14 protein-coding genes and 1 tRNA gene are annotated in these 16,842 nt (G+C 72.6%); 5 read left to right on the top strand and 10 right to left on the bottom strand.

Annotated elements, in window-relative coordinates:
• Nucleotides 1–99: 99 nt before the first annotated feature.
• Complete coding sequence (lysA, locus tag C3V41_RS01085; protein WP_106110579.1) at nucleotides 100–1,575, bottom strand: diaminopimelate decarboxylase; 1,476 nt, start codon at nucleotides 1,573–1,575, stop codon at nucleotides 100–102.
• A gap of 5 nt (nucleotides 1,576–1,580) precedes the next feature.
• Complete coding sequence (gene argS, locus C3V41_RS01080) at nucleotides 1,581–3,263, bottom strand: arginine--tRNA ligase (RefSeq protein ID WP_106110578.1); 1,683 nt, start codon at nucleotides 3,261–3,263, stop codon at nucleotides 1,581–1,583.
• A 16-nt stretch (nucleotides 3,264–3,279) separates the two neighbouring features.
• Between argS and C3V41_RS01075 the strand changes: the two genes are divergently transcribed.
• A complete protein-coding gene (locus tag C3V41_RS01075; RefSeq protein ID WP_254423632.1) occupies nucleotides 3,280–3,399 on the top strand; it encodes a ribbon-helix-helix domain-containing protein in 120 nt (39 codons plus the stop codon).
• A 175-nt stretch (nucleotides 3,400–3,574) separates the two neighbouring features.
• On the opposite strand, the gene C3V41_RS01070 is transcribed toward C3V41_RS01075, so the two are convergent.
• The 3 genes from C3V41_RS01070 to C3V41_RS01060 form a co-directional block, all read right to left on the bottom strand.
• Nucleotides 3,575–3,650, bottom strand: a tRNA-Arg gene (locus C3V41_RS01070).
• A 274-nt stretch (nucleotides 3,651–3,924) separates the two neighbouring features.
• Nucleotides 3,925–5,241, bottom strand: a complete 1,317-nt coding sequence (locus C3V41_RS01065) for a galactokinase family protein (protein ID WP_246742052.1) — start codon at nucleotides 5,239–5,241, stop codon at nucleotides 3,925–3,927.
• Nucleotides 5,238–6,113, bottom strand: coding sequence for a sugar phosphate nucleotidyltransferase (locus C3V41_RS01060; RefSeq protein WP_106110576.1), 876 nt, complete (start codon nucleotides 6,111–6,113; stop codon nucleotides 5,238–5,240). The genes C3V41_RS01065 and C3V41_RS01060 overlap by 4 nt, the downstream gene beginning before the upstream one ends.
• A gap of 195 nt (nucleotides 6,114–6,308) precedes the next feature.
• Here C3V41_RS01060 and C3V41_RS01050 point away from each other — a divergent pair, with 195 nt between their 5' ends.
• The 4 genes from C3V41_RS01050 to C3V41_RS01035 are packed head-to-tail and all read left to right on the top strand — an operon-like array spanning nucleotide 6,309 to nucleotide 10,142.
• On the top strand, nucleotides 6,309–7,340 hold the full coding sequence (locus C3V41_RS01050) for a siderophore ABC transporter substrate-binding protein (RefSeq protein WP_129591441.1): 1,032 nt from the start codon (nucleotides 6,309–6,311) through the stop codon (nucleotides 7,338–7,340).
• Nucleotides 7,337–8,440: an ABC transporter permease gene (locus C3V41_RS01045; protein WP_129591440.1), complete on the top strand. Its 1,104-nt coding sequence runs from the start codon at nucleotides 7,337–7,339 to the stop codon at nucleotides 8,438–8,440. The genes C3V41_RS01050 and C3V41_RS01045 overlap by 4 nt, the downstream gene beginning before the upstream one ends.
• Nucleotides 8,437–9,387 (top strand): iron chelate uptake ABC transporter family permease subunit, encoded by a 951-nt coding sequence (locus C3V41_RS01040; protein ID WP_106108730.1) that lies wholly within the window; start codon nucleotides 8,437–8,439, stop codon nucleotides 9,385–9,387. The genes C3V41_RS01045 and C3V41_RS01040 overlap by 4 nt, the downstream gene beginning before the upstream one ends.
• The gene (locus C3V41_RS01035) at nucleotides 9,384–10,142 is read left to right on the top strand and encodes an iron ABC transporter ATP-binding protein (protein ID WP_106108729.1); all 759 of its coding nucleotides are present in this window, start codon (nucleotides 9,384–9,386) and stop codon (nucleotides 10,140–10,142) included. Before C3V41_RS01040 ends, C3V41_RS01035 begins: the two co-directional genes overlap by 4 nt.
• A 79-nt stretch (nucleotides 10,143–10,221) precedes the next feature.
• Here C3V41_RS01035 and C3V41_RS01030 read toward each other — a convergent pair whose 3' ends face one another.
• The 5 genes from C3V41_RS01030 to C3V41_RS01005 form a co-directional block, all read right to left on the bottom strand.
• Complete coding sequence (locus C3V41_RS01030) at nucleotides 10,222–11,670, bottom strand: phosphoglucomutase/phosphomannomutase family protein (protein ID WP_106108728.1); 1,449 nt, start codon at nucleotides 11,668–11,670, stop codon at nucleotides 10,222–10,224.
• Nucleotides 11,671–11,837: 167 nt separating this feature from the next.
• Entirely contained in the window at nucleotides 11,838–12,668 is an 831-nt protein-coding gene (locus C3V41_RS01025) for a glycerophosphodiester phosphodiesterase family protein (RefSeq protein WP_254423631.1), read from the bottom strand.
• 5 nt (nucleotides 12,669–12,673) lie between these two features.
• Nucleotides 12,674–13,960 carry a M23 family metallopeptidase gene (locus tag C3V41_RS13485; protein ID WP_254423630.1) on the bottom strand — a complete coding sequence of 429 codons (1,287 nt, stop codon included), beginning with the start codon at nucleotides 13,958–13,960 and terminating at the stop codon, nucleotides 12,674–12,676.
• Nucleotides 13,961–14,269: 309 nt separating this feature from the next.
• A complete protein-coding gene (locus C3V41_RS01010) occupies nucleotides 14,270–15,370 on the bottom strand; it encodes a hemolysin family protein (RefSeq protein ID WP_106108726.1) in 1,101 nt (366 codons plus the stop codon).
• Nucleotides 15,367–16,734 carry a hemolysin family protein gene (locus C3V41_RS01005; RefSeq protein ID WP_174714735.1) on the bottom strand — a complete coding sequence of 456 codons (1,368 nt, stop codon included), beginning with the start codon at nucleotides 16,732–16,734 and terminating at the stop codon, nucleotides 15,367–15,369. The genes C3V41_RS01010 and C3V41_RS01005 overlap by 4 nt, the downstream gene beginning before the upstream one ends.
• Nucleotides 16,735–16,842: the final 108 nt, after the last annotated feature.

Below are 16,842 nucleotides of genomic sequence, written 5' to 3'. Positions count from 1 at the left end.
CACCCCCGCCGGCCCTGTGGTGGGGAGGGCCGCCCCGTCGGAGGCCTCCGGCCCGCTCCCGGGACGGCACACGTCACCCCCGAGGTCGGCAGGGTAACCCTACCCCTCCAGGGCCAGCAGGTCCTCCACGGTCTCGGGCCGCAGGACCCAACCGGAACGCCCCTCGCGCACCCAGCGCACACCGGGGCGGGTGAAGAGGTTGTAGTTGGAGGCCATGGAGCGCCCGTAGGCCCCCGTGGCGGGTACGGCCAGCACATCGCCGACGGCCAGGTCGGCGGGCAGGTCCACGTCCCGTACCACGACGTCGCCGGACTCGCAGTGCTTGCCCACCACGCGGCAGCGCACCAGGCCGGCTGCCGGGTCGGGGCGGCGGCTGGCGAGCAGCGCGGTGTAGGCGGCCCCGTACAGGGCGGGGCGGATATTGTCGCTCATGCCCCCGTCGATACTGACGTAGAGCCGGCAGGTCCCCTCCCCCAGCTCGACGCGCTTGAGCCCGGTGACGGTGTAGAACGTGACCTGGCTGGGGCCCGCGACGCACCGGCCCGGCTCCACCGAGACGCGGGGGGGCTCGTCGCCCAGCTCGGCGCAGGTGGTGCGCACGGCCTCGGCCAGGGCGCGGGCCACCTCGGCCGCCGTGGGGGCCACCGGGTCGGCGCCGGTGTAGGCGATGCCGTAGCCGCCGCCCAGGTCGATCTCCGGGCACAGGCAGCCGCCCTCCGCGGCGACCTCGTGACGCAGGCGCAGCACCACCTCGACCGCCTTGCGGAAGCCCGCCAGGTCCATGATCTGGGAGCCGATGTGGGAGTGCAGGCCGGTCAGGGTGAGCTCCTCGGCGGCCAGGACGGCGTCAATGACGCGGCGGGCGGCGCCGGTGGCCACCGACAGGCCGAACTTCTGGTCCTCGTGGGCGGTGGCGACGTACTCGTGCCCCCCGGCGTGGATGCCGGTGGTCAGACGCACCATGACCCCGGCGCGCTCCCCCGCCCCGAGGTCGCCGCTGCTCCTGAGCCGGCGCACGGCGGCGACGGCGTGGCCGACCTCCTCGGCGGAGTCAATGACCAGGTGGCCCACGCGGTGGCGCACGGCTGAGGCCACCTCCTGGGCGGTCTTGCCGTTGCCGTGCAGCCCCAGGCGCCGGGCCGCCGTGGCGGCCTGCGGGCCGTCGACCTGCACCAGGGCCTTGAGGCCCACGGCCAGCTCGACGCGCGAGGCGGTGTCAATGCCCATGCCCTCTTCAAGGACCATCCGGGCCACCGAGGTGGTCAGGAAGGCCTTGCCGGCGTAGAAGGCCTCACCGCCCCTCATGCCGTACCCCTCCCAGAACTCCTCGGCCATGGCGGCGCTCCAGGTGGCGGCGCGGCCCCGGAAGTCGGCCTCGTCCAGGACGAAGACGGGGGTGGAGGCCTGCTCCAGGAGCGTTGAGACGCCCAGGCCCCCCAGGGCGAGCTCGCCGGAGGCGGTACGCCGTACCGTCGTGGGCCACAGGTCGGGGCGCTCGGAGGGCTCGGGGCAGACCAGGGCGCCCAGGGGCGCCTCCCCGGCGGGGACACGGCTGGCGGAGTCGGGGGCGGTCACGGCGCTCACATCCTCTCCGGGGCGCTGACGCCCAGCAGGCCCAGCCCGTTGGCCAGGACCTGCCCGACGGCGTCGTTGAGCCACAGGCGGGCCACGTGCCCGGGGCCCACGGGGTCGTCGCCACGCGGGGTGACGCGGGTGACCCCGTACCAGGCGTGGTAGGAGGCGGCCAGCTGCTCCAGGTAGCGGGCCAGGCGGTGCTGCTCGCGCAGGGCGGCGGCCTGGGCCACGGTGGCGGGGAACTGGGCCAGGGCGCCCAGCAGGGCGGCATCGGCCGGGTCGTCCAGGGCGGCGGGCTCGAAGACGGCCTGCTCGGGGTCCCGGCTCACCCCGTGCTCGGCGGCGTTACGGGCCACGGAGCGGGTGCGGGCGTGGGCGTACTGGACGTAGTAGACGGGGTTGTCGTTGGAGGTGGAGGCCAGCAGGTCCAGGTCGATGTCGATCATGGAGTCCATGGAGGAGCGGGCCAGGGCGTAGCGGGCGGCGTCCACGCCCACGGCGTCCACCAGGTCCTCCAGGGTGACAATGGTGCCGGCGCGCTTGGACATGCGTACCGGGGCGCCGTCACGTACCAGGTTGACGAGCTGGCCGATAATGATCTGCATATTGACGCCGGGGATGTCCCCGAAGGCGGCGCACATGGCCATCATGCGACCGACGTAGCCGTGGTGGTCCGCGCCCAGCAGGTAGACGGCGCAGTCGGCGCCGCGCTCACGCTTGTCCAGGTAGTAGGCCAGGTCGGCGGCGAAGTAGGCGGCCTCGCCGTCGGACTTGATCAGGACGCGGTCCTTGTCGTCCCCGAAGTCGGTGGTGCGCAGCCAGGTGGCGCCGTCGGCCTGGAAGATGACGCCGCGCTCACGCAGGCGGTCAATGGCCCGCTCCACGGCCCCGGAGGTGTGCAGGGAGTCCTCGTGGAAGAAGACGTCGAAGTCGGAGCGGAAGGCGTGCAGCTCGGCCTTGACGGCGGCGAACATGAGGTCCACGCCCCGGGCGCGGAAGACCTCGACGGCCTCGGCCTCGGGCAGGGTGGCGGGGTCGGGGCGCCCGGCGGCCAGCTCACCGGCCGTGACCTCCTGGGCGGTCTCGGCGATGTAGTCGCCGCCGTAGCCGTCCTCGGGGGTGGCCTGGCCGCGGGCGCTGGCCAGCAGGGAGGCGGCGAAGCGGTCGATCTGGGTGCCGTGGTCGTTGAAGTAGTACTCGCGGGTCACGGCGGCCCCGCAGGCGGACAGGATCCGGGCCAGGGAGTCGCCGACGGCGGCCCACCGGGCCCCGCCCAGGTGCACCGGCCCGGTGGGGTTGGCCGAGACGTACTCGAGGTTGACGTGCTGGCTGGCCAGGGTCTCGTTGCGCCCGTAGGCCTCCCCCGCCTCCACAATGGTGCGGGCCAGCTCGCCGGCGCTGGCCGCATCCAGGCGGACGTTGAGGAACCCGGGTCCGGCCACCTCCACCGAGGCGATGCCGTCAACGGCCTCCAGGCCGGTGGCGAGGACCCCGGCCAGGGCGCGCGGGCTGGTCCCGGCCTTCTTGGCCAGCTGCATGGCGACGTTGGTGGCCCAGTCGCCGTGGTCGCGGTTGCGGGGTCGCTCCACGTGGGGTACGGGAATCTCCCCGTCCAGGGCGATCTGCCCGGAGGCGACGGCGGAGACGAGGACGGAGCGGATCGCTGCGGCAAGCTCTTCTGGGGTCACGGGCACAGGCTACCGGATGGCCGCGGACGGCCCCACGCGAGATCCTGACGCCCTGGACGCCTACGTCCGCGAACACAACACCACCGCCAGCGCGGTCATCCGCGACGCCGTCGAGGCCTACCTGGCCACCACCTGACCTGGTAGGCAGACCACCACGGGTCCGGTTGGGTGACCCCACCGAACCGCCCGGCCCGCGTGCGACGTCACGGTCGGGCCCTGGGCCGTGGCCTCATACCCAGGGCGTCCACCCTGCCCCTCGGCGCGCGGGCACGAGGAAGGCCCCGCCATCCGTGACGGGGCCTTGGGTGGTGTGGTGCCCCGGACAGGATTCGAACCTGCGACCTTCTGCTCCGGAGGCAGACGCTCTATCCACTGAGCTACCGGGGCCCGCGGAGCACTGTACCAGGCTCCGGCCGAGTGTGGAAACGGGACCGGCCCCGGCCGCTGGCCCGTACGCCGTCACCCGTGCCACGGCCCCTGCTCCCGGGACCGGCAGCACCGGGGCCGGGAGGTCCCCGCTGAGGCAGGACCACCCGGCCCCCACCGGAGCACGCCCGGCCGGGCCCGGCCCGCCGGGCCAGGAGCCCGGCCGCGGCCCCGTGCCGGGCGCCCGTACCAGCACGCGGCCAGCCACCGGCTCACACCGACGCTGTCGTCTTCCTCACGTCTCTAGGGCCAGACGGCGGGCGGGGGCACCGGGGCGGGTGACCAGCGTGACGGCCCGCGCCGCAGTCTCGGGGAACTCCCGGGCGTAGGCGCTCAGCCAGCGCCCGGCGAACGCCTGGGACCCGGCGGTGGGCACCAGCGCCCACACCGAGCCCCCGAACCCCGCACCGAAGGCGGAGGCGGCCACGGCCCCCTGCCGACGGGCCAGGCGCGCCAGGGCGCGGGTCTGCGGCACCTGGTTGTCCAGGCCCTCGTCCGTCCACTTCTGGGACAGGTCCACCAGCTCGCCGAAGGTCTCCATGTCCCCGGCCGCCAGGGCGTCCCCGGCCTGCCCGACGATCTGCTCGGACTCGGTCAGGAACTGCTCGAACCGCTGGGGCAGGTAGTCGTGACCGGCCACGACTTGGCGTATGCGCTCGGGGGCGTCGGTGCCGGAGCGCACGGCGTCGGCCAGGTAGACGTCCTGGCGGCCGGTGGCCTGGTTCCACAGCGCCACGATCTCCCGGGTGGACAGGGAGGCGCGGTTGTACAGGTCCCGGGCACGGCCGCTCTTCTCGGCCAGGACCCCGGAGACGGCGATGACGAAGGAGTGGTCCTCAGGGAAGGGGACCTCGCGCTCCAGGCGGGTGGGGCAGAAGGAGTACTGGCTGAGCCTGCCGGCGTGGCAGCACATCATGCCCGTGTGGTCCTCGCTGCCGCCGAAGGTCCCCACCCCCTGCTCCCCGGGCAGCGTGCCGAAGGTCTGCCCGTTCTCGATACAGGCCATGAAGTGGGCGAGCTCCTCGGTGGTGTGCACGTTCTGCCTGAAGACGGGCAGGGACTCGATGCCGGAGAGGTCCATGAGGACGTGCGCCAGGCCCACGATCATCGCCGAGGAGGAGGACATGCCCGAGGCCAGGGGCAGGTTCGTGGAGACCGTGACCTCGGCGCCGCGCAGGACGTCCCCGAAGTTCTTGCGCAGCCGGGCGCAGACGGCGGCCGGGTACCCGGCCCAGTGGCCCTGCCAGTCCCGGGTGTCCCCGTCGTAGGGGATCTCCACGGTCTGGCCGATGACCTCGCTGGTCACCCGCAGCACGGGCGGGTCGATGACGCGGCCGGTGAAGGTGATGCCGTGGGAGGCGGCCGCCAGCAGGGAGCGGCCCCCGGCGTAGTCGGTGTGCTTGCCCAGGACCTCAATGCGTCCGGGGACGAACCAGGTCACGGCCGTGGCGGGGGAGCTCAGGGGTCCCTGGAGGGAGCCCGGGGCCGCGTCGGCGCCCTGGAGGCGGGGGACGGCCGTCCCCGGGGTCGGGGTGCTCAGCAGCGGGGTCACAGCGAGACCTCCACGCCCTCCAGGGCGGCCCGCACCGAGGCGATGTCGTCCCGGCGCGACAGGTCCAGCACGCCCGCCGCCACCGGCACGACCTGGTACTCGGTGCCCCGGGAGCGGTCCAGGCGGACGGCGTCGGTGATCTCGTACTCCCCGCGCGCCGAGGGGGTGACGTCCCGGCAGGCGGCGAAGATCCCGGGGGTGAACAGCCAGGCGTTCATGGACAGCGGGGCCTGGGGGCCCAGGGACGCGAGCTGGTCGGCGGTGGGCTTCTCCACGATGTCACGCATGAGGAGGCGCCCCTGCTCGTCACGCTCCTGCTCCAGGACCGCGAAGGCCGCGATGCGGTCGGGCGGGATGTTGGACCGCGCCAGCAGCGCCTGGCGGTCAAAGCCGATGAGCCCGGCGCCGGGCAGGGCCACGAGCTGGCGCAGGGCCTGTACCGGGTAGTAGTTGTCCGAGTTAATGACGACCACGCGGTCGCCGGCGGCGAAGTCCTTCGCGGCGGCGACCGCGTCGGCCGTGCCCAGGGGCTCGGCCTGGACGGCGTAGGAGACGGTGACACGGGCCAGCTCGCCGCTGGCGGCCAGGGAGTCGAAGTGCTCCCGGAACATGGTGTGCTCCGGGCCGATGACCAGGCAGATCCGGGTGATGCCGGCGTCGGCCAGGGCGGAGACGACGTAGTCCAGGAAGGGGCGTCCGACGTCGATCATGCCCTTGGCGCCGGCCTCGACGGCGGCGTCGGTGACGGCGGGGGCGCCCGCCGAGGACGGGGAGGCGGCGCGCATACGGGTACCCAGGCCGCGCGCGAGGACAACGGCCTTGGTGACAGGTAGGGGGGCGGAGGGGGCAGAGCCTGCGGTCGTCGAAGACATGTGCACCATCTTATGCGATCGAGACACGATTCGCGCACATTCGATCACATCGCCATGCCCCCTCACGCCCCCCAGATTGTGACATAAGTCCTGATAGAGAATATGGCTAGACGAGGCTAGCCTAAATGGTGGTCCTGCCTCCGATCGAGGCGGTGCCCGTATCCCCACACCATCTGTCACGCTCGAAGGAGCCTTATGATTACCCGCCGTTCTCTCCTCTCACTGGGTGCCGTCGGTACCGCCGGGATCCTGACCGCCTGCTCCTCCGACAAGCCGTCCGACAGCTCCGCCTCCGGCGCCCCGGAGACCGCCTCCGGCGCCGCGGACTCCACGTCCGCCTCGCAGGGCGCCTCCTCCGGCGCCCCCGCCTTCCCGGTGACCGTGACCCACGGCAAGGGCGAGATGACCTTCCAGTCCGCCCCGAGCAAGGTCGTCGTCCTGGACATCACCACCATGGACACCCTGGTGGCCCTGGGCGTGGCCGACCACGTCGTGGGCATTGTGCGCAACGGCGAGACCCTGCCCACCGACCTGGGCGACCACTACTCCAAGGCCACCGTCGTGGGCAACCTCCAGGAGCCCGACCAGGAGAAGATCGCCTCCCTGGACCCCGACCTGGTCATCGTGGGAGGACGCTCGGCCAAGACCTACGACTCCGTGGCCGCCGCCTTCGAGGGCAAGACCATCCTGATCCCCGGGGACCGCTCCACCTCCTTCGAGGAGCGTCTCACCACCACCACCGACCTCATGAGCAAGATCTTCGGGGCCGCCGACGCCGCCGCCAAGGCCCTGGAGACCTACAACAAGGACGTCGAGCGTGTCAAGGCCAAGGGCACCACCGTCGGCAAGGGCCTGGTCCTCATGACCTCCGGCGGCAAGGTCACCGCCTTCGGCAAGGGCTCGCGCTTCGGCATTATCCACGACCAGCTGGGGATCGCCCCCGCCATCGAGGACGTCGAGGCCGCTACCCACGGGGAGTCCATCTCCTTTGAGCTCATTAGCCAGGCCAACCCCGACTGGCTGTTCGTGGTCGACCGCGACGCCGCCATCGGCGACAGCGGCCAGGCCGCCAAGGAGGTGCTCAACACCGACCTGGTCACCGCCACCACCGCCTGGACCAAGAACCAGGTGGCCTACCTCGACGGCCAGCGCTGGTACATCATCGGCGCCGGGCTCCACAACGCCCCCGCCATGGTGGACGAGGTCGGCAAAGCCATCGGCGCATGACCTCCTCGCCCGCCACCCCGGCCCGGGACGACGTGCCCGCCACGTCCCCCGGGCCGGGGCCCGTCCCCCCGTCCGCCCCCACCCGGCCCGCGACGCCGGGGCAGGAGCCCGCGGTAGCAGGGACCGCCTCCCGAGGGGACTCCCAGGTGCTGATCCGCCTCCTGGTCGCCCTGGTGGTGCTGGTGGGCCTGTCCCTGGTCACCGGCGTGGTCACCCTGAACCCGGTCAAGCTGCTCCTGGGCAGGCTGGGGCCCCAGGACACCACGCTCCTGGTCGAGTCCCGGATCCCCCGCACCGCCGCCGCCGCCCTGGCCGGGGCCGCCATGGCCACCGCCGGGGCCCTCATGCAGCTGCTGGTGCGCAACCGCTTCGTGGCCCCCTCCACCACCGGGACCGTGCAGTTCGCCACCGCCGGCATCCTGGCCGCGACCGTCCTGGCGCCCTCCGCCAGCATGACCGCCAAGATGGGTGCCGGGGCGGCGAGCGCCGCCGTAGGCTCGGCCCTGTTCCTGTGGCTGCTGCGCCGTCTGCCCGTGCACCGCCCCAACGACGTCCTGGTACCCCTGGTAGGCATTATGCTCGCCGGCGTCGTCGAGGCCGCTACCACCTTCGTGGCCTGGCGCCTGGACCTCATGCAGACCCTGGGGGCCTGGACCAGCGGCGACCTCTCCGGCAAGGTCGCCGGACGCTACGAGCTCCTGTGGGGGGTGGGGGTCATGACCCTGGTGGCCTGGTTCGCCGCGGACCGCTTCACCGTGGCCGGGCTGGGGCGGGACCGGGCCGTGGGCCTGGGCCTGGCCTACGACCGTACAATGGCCCTGGGCATGGTGATCGTCTCCCTGACCAGCGCGGTCACGGTGGTGGTGGTCGGCTCCCTGCCCTTCCTGGGCCTGGTGGTGCCCAATATGGTCTCCCTGGTGGCAGGGGACAGCCTGCGCCGCTCCCTGCCGTGGATGGCCGTCGGCGGCGCCGTCATGGTCCTGGCCTGCGACGTCCTGGGGCGCCTGGTCAACCACCCCTACGAGATCTCCGTGGGGCTCGTCATGGGTGTGGTCGGCTCCCTCCTCTTCCTCATCATGCTGCTCAGGAGCACCCGATGACCGCCCGTCCCGCCGTGCGCCTGGCGCTCCTGACCCTCCTGGCGGCCCTCGCCGTGGCCGCCTTCCTCCTGGTGGGCTCCCCCAACCCCTCCCTCACGCTCCGCTTCCGCCTGCCGACCCTGGCTGCCCTGGGGATCGTGGGGTGGGCCGTGGCGGTGTCCACCGTCGTCTTCCAGACCGTGACCGGCAACCGCATCCTGACGCCCTCGATCATGGGGCTGGACGCCCTGTACGCCATGGTCCAGACCCTCGTGGTGCTCGTCCTGGGTGGTGCCGCCCTGGCCTGGATCCCCTCCCTGGCCCAGTTCGCCCTGACGACCCTGGTCATGGTCGTCGTCTCCGTGCTCCTCGTCAGCACGCTGCTGGGCAGCGGCCGGGAGATCCACGTCCTGGTCCTGGCAGGCGTCATCCTGGGCACCCTCCTGCGCTCGGTGGTCGTCTTCATCCAGCGCCTGCTGGACCCCAACGAGTACCTCATCCTCCAGTCCCGGCTCTTCGCCTCCTTCAGCAACGTGAGCACGGACCTGCTGTGGGCCGGCGGCGCCGTGGTGGCACTGACCTCCCTGGCCCTGTGGCACCGGCGGCACGTGCTGGACGTGCTGCTCCTGGGCCGCCCCCTGGCCGCCTCCCTGGGGGTGGACGTGGACCGCCAGACGCGCCTCGTCCTGGTCCTGGCGGCGGTCCTGGTGTCGGTGTCCACCGCCATGGTCGGCCCGATCACCTTCCTGGGGCTGCTCGTGGCCCACCTGGGATACCGCCTGGCGGGGACCTACCACCACGGTGTCACCCTGCCCGCGTCCGCCCTGTGCGCGGTCCTCACCCTGGTAGGGGGCCAGACCGTGCTCCAGCACGTCCTGAAGTGGTCCACCGTCCTGTCCGTCATTGTCGAGCTCCTCGGGGGGCTCCTGCTCATTACCCTCCTCGTGCGGGAAGGAAGGCACTCGTGATCTCCATCGACCAGGTCTCCAAGTCCTACGGAAGCTCCCTGGTCCTCGACGACATTACCGTGGACCTGCCCGCGGGCGGCGTCACCTGCCTCATCGGCCCCAACGGGGCGGGCAAGTCCACGCTGCTGTCCATTATCGCCCGCCTGCTGGGGGCCGACGCCGGGACCGTGACGGTCGGCGGCCTGGACGTCAGCCGCACCGACACCCGCGAGCTCGCCCGCACCATGGCCGTGCTGCGCCAGGACAACCAGCTCACGGTCCGCCTGACCGTGCGTGACCTGGTGTCCTTCGGCCGGTTCCCCCACAACGGGGGACGGCCCACCGAGGCGGACCACAGGGCGGTGGAGAAGGCCATCGAGTGGATGGACCTGGAGGCCCTGGCCACCCGCCGCCTGGACCAGATGAGCGGGGGGCAGCGTCAGCGGGCCTTCGTGGCCATGGTGCTGGCCCAGGACACGCCCTACGTCCTCCTGGACGAGCCCCTCAACAACCTGGACATGACCCACGCCACGCAGATGATGCGCCGCCTGCGCGCGGCCGCCGACGAGCTGGGCAGGACCGTGGTCCTGGTCCTGCACGACGTCAACTACGCCTCCGTGTGGGCCGACTCCATCCTGGCCCTGCGCCACGGGCGGGTGGCCGCCCACGGCACACCCGCGCAGATTATGACCACCCCGGTGCTGGAGCAGATCTACGGCCAGGCCATAACGGTGCGCGAGTTCGACGGGCACCGCCTGGCCCTGTACTACTCCTGAGGGGCCCACGGCGCGGGCAGGATCCTCACCCCGACGTCGGGAGGGCCGCCGGGACGGGGCCCGCGGCCCTCCCGGCACCTCAGTGCAGCTGGTAGTAGTCCTGGACGGTGTCCACCAGGCGCTGGGCCTGCTCGGTGGTCCCGGCCTCGGCGAAGACCCTCAGGAGGGGCTCGGTGCCGGAGAAGCGGGTAATGACCCAGCTGCCGTCCGCAAACACGACCTTGCACCCGTCGGCGGTGGAGACCGTCCTGACCTCCAGGCCGAAGTCGGGCAGGTCCCGCTGGACCATAATGCGGCGGGTCAGGGGCTCCTTGACCTCGGGGTCGAACTCCAGGCTGGACTCGACCATCTCGAGACGGCCGTAGCGTGCCACGATGTCGGCGTAGATCCGGGACAGCGGCTTGGCCCGCCTGGCCACCATCTCCACCAGGAGCGCGCCCGCGTAGATGCCGTCCTTGCCGGCGATGTGGCCGCGCACCGTCAGACCGCCGGAGGACTCCCCGCCCAGGACGGCGTCGTACCTGTCAATGGCGGCGGAGACCCACTTGAAGCCCACGGGGACCTCGTAGCAGGTCTCGCCGTGCTCGGCGGCCACCCGGTCCAGCAGGTGGGTGGTGGCCACGTTGCGCACCACCGGGCCGTGCCAGCCCCTGTCCTCCAGGAGGTAGTCGTAGAGCAGGACGAGGATCTGGTTGGGGTGGAGGAAGGCGCCGGTGTCGTCAATGACCCCCAGACGGTCGGCGTCGCCGTCGGTGGCGATACCCAGGGCCGCGCCGCGCTCCAGGACCTCCTTGGCCAGGGCGAAGGTGGTGGCGCTCGACGGGCTGGGCAGGCGCCCGCCGAAGAGGGTGTCGCGGCGCTCGTGGATGGTGTCCACGTCGCAGCGCGCCGTCATGAGGATCGTCTGGAGGCAGGTGCGCGAGACCCCGAACATGGGGTCCAGGACGATCTTGAGGTGCGCGTGGCGGATCGCCTCCAGGTCCACCGCGTCCAGGATGGCGTCGATGTACCAGTTCATGGAGGTCTGGGTGGTGATGGCCCCCTGCGCCAGGGCGGTCCTGCGCTCCAGGCGCCTGACGTCGGGGGCGTGGAGGGTGTTGGCGTGCTCCTGGAGCGGGGTGGTGACCTCCACCTCGGCGTCACGGCCCCCGGCGGTGAAGATCTTCAGGCCGTTGTAGGCGGCGGGGTTGTGGGAGGCGGTCACGGCCACGCCGTAGGCGCAGCCCAGGTCGCGGACCGTCCACATGATCATGGGTGTGGGGGCGGCGCGGTCGATGACGTGGGCGCGGATGCCGTTGCCGGCCAGCACCTCCGCGGCCCACCAGGTGAACTCCGGGGAGAGGAACCGCTGGTCGTACCCGATGACGACGGGCCTGTCCGCCACGCCCTCGGCGTGGATACGGTCCGCCAGGGCCTGGGCCACGCGCTCGACGTTGAAGCGGGTGAAGCCGTCGGCGATGACGGCGCGCCAGCCGCCGGTTCCGAAACTGATGGGGACAATGTCAGCAGCCGTAGTCACGTGCGTCATACCTCACAAATCCTGTGCTCGCGTGGCGGTCTCCATGCGACGAGTGACCCGCAGACGGTCAGGCAGGTCACAGCGAACAGCATACATCTGATCACTCTCGACCGAAAGCTACCTTCTCCGCTCAGCACCTGTCATTCTGGGTGCCAGCTCGCCCGGACCCCGCTGACCTAGCCGCCCAGGACCTCCTGCGCCAGGGTGGGCACGTCCGTGACCACGGCGTCCACCCCCATACGCTCCAGCCAGAGCATCTGGGCAGGGTCGTTGACCGTCCAGACATGGACCTCCAGACCCGCCTCGTGAGCAGCCGCCACGACCCTGGGCCCCACCACAACCACCCCGGACCGCCTGACAGGGACCTGGACGGCGTCAGCCCGTCCGAGCCAGGACGGCCGGACCAGGCGACGCACCACCCCGGGCCGCGGCCTCACCCACCGCCCCGTACCGGGGTCCTGGAGCAGCCCGCGCCCGCTCAGGGCACCCACCCCCACGGCACTGACCGAGCGAGACACCAGCCCGACCACCTCCGTGGTACCCAGACTGGTACGGGCCCTGGGCTCCCGACGCCGGACCTGGCGCAGGCGCCGGGAGGAGAAGGAGGCGAACCGCACCCGCCGCCAGGCCCCTGCACGGCCGACCGCCGCCAGGGCCGGGGCCACCACGGCGTCCTCCTTGAGGTCCACGTTCAGGCCCAGGGAGGGGAAGGAGGCCAGAACGTCCGCCAGCCGCACCGGGGCCCGCCCGTCCCCCGCGTCCACCTCGCAGACCTCCTCCCAGGTCAGGTCGCGCAGGACCCCCTCCACCCCGGTGGTACGCACCAGGTCCGGGTCGTGCCACAGCAGGACCACCCCGTCAGCGGTGGCGCGCAGGTCCGTCTCCATCCAGGTCAGACCCGCGTCCACGGTGTGCTCCACGGCGGACCAGGTGTTCTCCGGGGCCTCAGCCGCACCGCCGCGGTGCGCCACCACCTCCACGGGACGGGAGGAACGACGTCGTACCACGCCCCTCACAGGCAGTCCGTGGTCAGCTGGGCGGCCTTGTGCTCCACCAGCCAGGCGGCGGGGTCCACGGTGGTCTCGTCAGAGGTGTCATTGGCGGTACGGACCTCAAAGTGCAGGTGGGGCCCCGTGGAGTAGCCGGTCGACCCCGCGCCCGCAATGAGCTGGCCCACCTTGACCTTGTCACCGACCTTGACGTAGATCCCGTCCTCGTACATGTGCAGGTAGCTCGTGTACCAGGTCTTCCCGTCGATCTCGTGCTGGATGGTCACGGTGCCGGTACCGTCCACCATGCCCGCCTCCACCACCGTGCCCGCCGCCGCCGCGTAGATGGGGGTGCCCGCAGGGGCCGACATGTCCATCCCCGCGTGGAGCTTGAGCACCCCCAGGGTGGGGTGAAGACGGTAGCCGTAGGGAGAGGAGAGGGTGTAGGTCCCCTCCACCATGGGGTAGACGAGGGAGGGCGCGGGGCTGAAGGCCGCCATCTCACCACTGGCCCCCGGGGCCGGGGCCGTACAGGTGGCCTTGGCATTGGCGTAGGCGTCACGGATACGTGCCAGGGTGGCGGCGTCAGGCACGTTGTTCATGGAGTTGTCCGTCGAGGAGTCAATGTCCGCGTCCGACCCCAGCACGGCGGCGGCCACCGAGGAGGCCCGCGCGCTGGCACGCGCCTGGGCCGGGCCCACGGTGGTGGCCGAGGCCCCCAGCCCCGAGTAGCTGGTCAGGGGGGCCACCACCGTCACCGCGGCCAGGGCCGCCAGGATGCCGGTGCGGGCCAGGGTCCCCATACCGGTCCGGCGGTGCTCACGCAGCCAGGCGATGTCCGCCTCACGCTGGCGGGCGTCCCGGGCGCTCGCGGCGCCGAGACGGTCGTAGCGGCCCTCCAGGGAGGCCAGTCCGGGCGGCGGGACCTTCAGCGTGGGCTCCTGGTCCGCGCGACGGGGCGCACGGGCCGACCCCGGTGGCTGCGGGAGCGGGGCCAGGGAGCTGGTGGGACGACCGCCCGGGGGCGCCGGTGGCTCTGGGGCCACTGGCGGCTCAGGAGGCGCTGGCGGCTCGGGGGGCCCCAGGAGGTCCGGGGACGGGGCGGAGCGGAAGAGCCCGGGCGGCGGTGGCCCCGGCTCGGGCGGAGCGGACGGGGTGACGGGGCGGGAATCCTGTCCTGACCTTCTCGTCGAGGAGGGCGTCCAGGCACCGGCCTCCTGGGTGTCGGCCTGACCTGCTGCGGCCTCAGCCGCACGCTCAAGCTCACGACGCTGCCGCCGGGTGAGCGGCTGCTCGGGCTGCGTACTCACGCCTGTGGTCCCCCTCACTGCTCCTACCGAGCCGTCCGCGGACGGCTGCCCAAGGCCCTCCGCACCGCCCTGGACACCTCCTAGAGTAGCCAGGTACGCCCCGGGACGCCAGGACTCCTGCTCACACCCGCTGCAGGACCGCCACGGCGCCGTCCCCGCTCACGGGCGACCACCGAGCCGGGCCCGCGGCAGGAGCAGGCGCGGCGCGGGCACGCCACCGGCTGACCCGGGTCCTCCTCGTCCAGGGGCGCGGGCGCGACCCGCGCGGGCACGCCAGGCCCGGCCGGGACCGCCACGGGCCGGGTCGCCCTAATGTCGCTGGTGGTCGTCACGCTGCATGGAGTCCTTCACCTCACCAATGAGCTCCTCCAGGATGTCCTCCAGGAAGACGACGCCAACAGTGGCACCGGTCTCGTCCTGGACCGCGCCCAGGTGCGCGCCCGAACGCTGCATGGCCGCCAGGGCGTCCTCGACCTCCTCCTGCGCGCCCACCTGGACCAGGGCCCGGGCCCGCCAGGCGGGGACCGGACGGTGACGGGCCGGACCGTCCGCGTCCAGCACGTCCTTGAGGTGCAGGTAGCCGACAATGACCGGAGCCGCCTGCTCCCGGGGCACCTCCTGGGGGGCGGGCGCCGACGTCGCGGGGCGGCGCACCACCGGGAAGCGGGAGAAGCCGGTCGCGGTCACCGCGGCCTCCACGTCCTGGGGGGTGCAGCCCTCGTCCAGGGTGACCAGGTGGTCCAGGGGCACCATGACGCTGCCAGCGGTCTCCTCGGAGAACTCCAGGGCACCGGTCAGCAGGCCGGAGTCGTCCTCCAGGACCCCCTCGGCGGTGGACATCTCCACGATAGAGGCCACCTCCTGGGCGGTGAAGGCGGCGGGGACCTCCTCGCGCGGCTCAATACGCAGCATCCGCAGCTGCCAGTTGGCGTACCCGTTGAGGGCCGTAATGACCGGGCCGAACAGGCGCGAGAGCGCCACCAGGGGCGGGGCGAGCCAGCGGGCGGCGTTCTCCGGGGAGGAGATGGAGATGTTCTTGGGCACCATCTCACCGGCCACGACGTGGAGGTAGACCACCAGGAGCAGGGCGAGGACCACGGCCACGCCGTGGGCCCCGGAGGCCGACACCCCCAGGGCCCGGAGCGGGGCGGACAGGAGGTGGGCGATGGCGGGCTCGGCCACCATGCCCAGGGTGGTGGAGCACAGGGTGACGCCGAGCTGGGCGGTGGCCAGCATGCGTGAGACGTGCTCCAGGGCCCACAGGGCGGTGCGGGCACGCCTGTCACCCGCCTGGGCCAGGGGCTCCAGGGAGGCGCGCCGCGCGGAGGTGACCGCGAACTCGGCACCTACGAAGAAGGCGTTGCCCGCGAGGAGGAGGACGGTCGTGATCAGGGCTGCCACTGAGTTCACTGTCCCCTCCTGCCAGTGGTACCGGGGGCGTCCGCGTGCCCCGGGGCGCTCTCGGCGTCGTCCGGCGGGGCGGTGGGGACGATCCGCAGGCGGGTGACCCGGCGCCCCTCCATGGCCTCCACCCGCAGCACGACCTGGGCGACGCTGACCTCGTCCCCCACCTGGGGGATCCTGCCCAGCCTGGTCATGACCAGGCCGGCGAGGGTCTCGTAGGGGCCGTCGTCGGGCAGGTGGATGCGTGCGCGTGTGGCGAGCTCGTCGGGGCGCATCCAGCCCGGGACGATCCAGTCCCCGGTGTGGGTGGCGTGCGCGCTGGCACGACGGCGGTCGTGCTCGTCCGCCACGTCCCCGACGATCTCCTCAATGGCGTCCTCCAGGGTCACCACCCCGGCGGTGCCCCCGTACTCGTCGACGACGACGGCCATCTGGCTGCCCTGGGCGCGCAGCTCCAGCAGCAGGCTGGCCAGGGGCATGGTCTCGGGTACCCGGGGGGCGGGGGTGACCAGGGAGGAGGAGGCCGCCGAGACCTCGTGACGCCGTTCGTAGGGCACGGCCACGGCACGGCGCAGGTGGACGATACCGCGCACGTCGTCCACGTCCTGGCCGATCAGCGGGAAGCGGGAGTGGCCGGTGACGCGGGCCAGGGCGATGACGGAGGCGGCGGTGTCCTCCTCGTCCACGGTGTGCAGGCGCCCGCGGTCGGTCATGACGTCCACGGCGGTGAGCCGCCCCACCCCGATGGAACGGGTCAGCAACGCGGCGGTGGACACGTCCAGGGTCCCCTCCTCAGCGCTGTGCCGCACCAGGGCGGCCAGCTCGGCGGCGCTGCGGGTGCCCGAGATCTCTTCGGCCGGGGTGATGCCCAGGCGGGTGAGGACCCAGTTCGCGGTGCCGTTGAGCGCCAGGACCACCGGCTTGGTCAGGGCGGTGAACCACTCCAGGACGGGCACCACGTAGCCGGCCGCGCGCAGGGGGTCGGCCAGGGTGGCGTTCTTGGGGACGAGCTCGCCGAAGACCATGGAGAAGGCGTTGACCACCACCAGGGCGGCGGCCACCCCCGCGGTGGCGGCGGCGACCGTCCCCAGGAGAGGGCCCAGGGCCTGGCTCAGCAGGTCCGCGAGCGCGGCCTGGGCCGTGTAGCCCAGCAGGACCGTGGTCAGCGTGACCCCGGCCTGCGCCCCGGACAGCAACAGGGACAGGTGGGACAGGGAGCCGCGCAGGTGGGCGGCGCGCCGGTCCCCGCTGGCGGCCCGGGTCTCCACGGTGGCACGGTCCAGGGTGACCAGGGCGAACTCGGCGGCCACGAAGACCGCGGTGCCGGCGGTGAGCAGGACCCCCAGGAGGATCATGAGGACGTGGGTCACGGGGTGTCCCCTCCTGCGGGGGCGCCCGGGTACCACACCGGGTGGGCGGGCACGGGGTGGGGGCGGTCGGCGTGGGGCGTGGGGTGGCTGGCGGAGCGTCGGCGGGCT

This window comes from Actinomyces sp. oral taxon 897 (assembly GCF_002999235.1).
Classification (GTDB): Bacteria; Actinomycetota; Actinomycetes; order Actinomycetales; family Actinomycetaceae; genus Actinomyces.
This window is presented reverse-complemented; position numbering and strand designations above follow the sequence as displayed.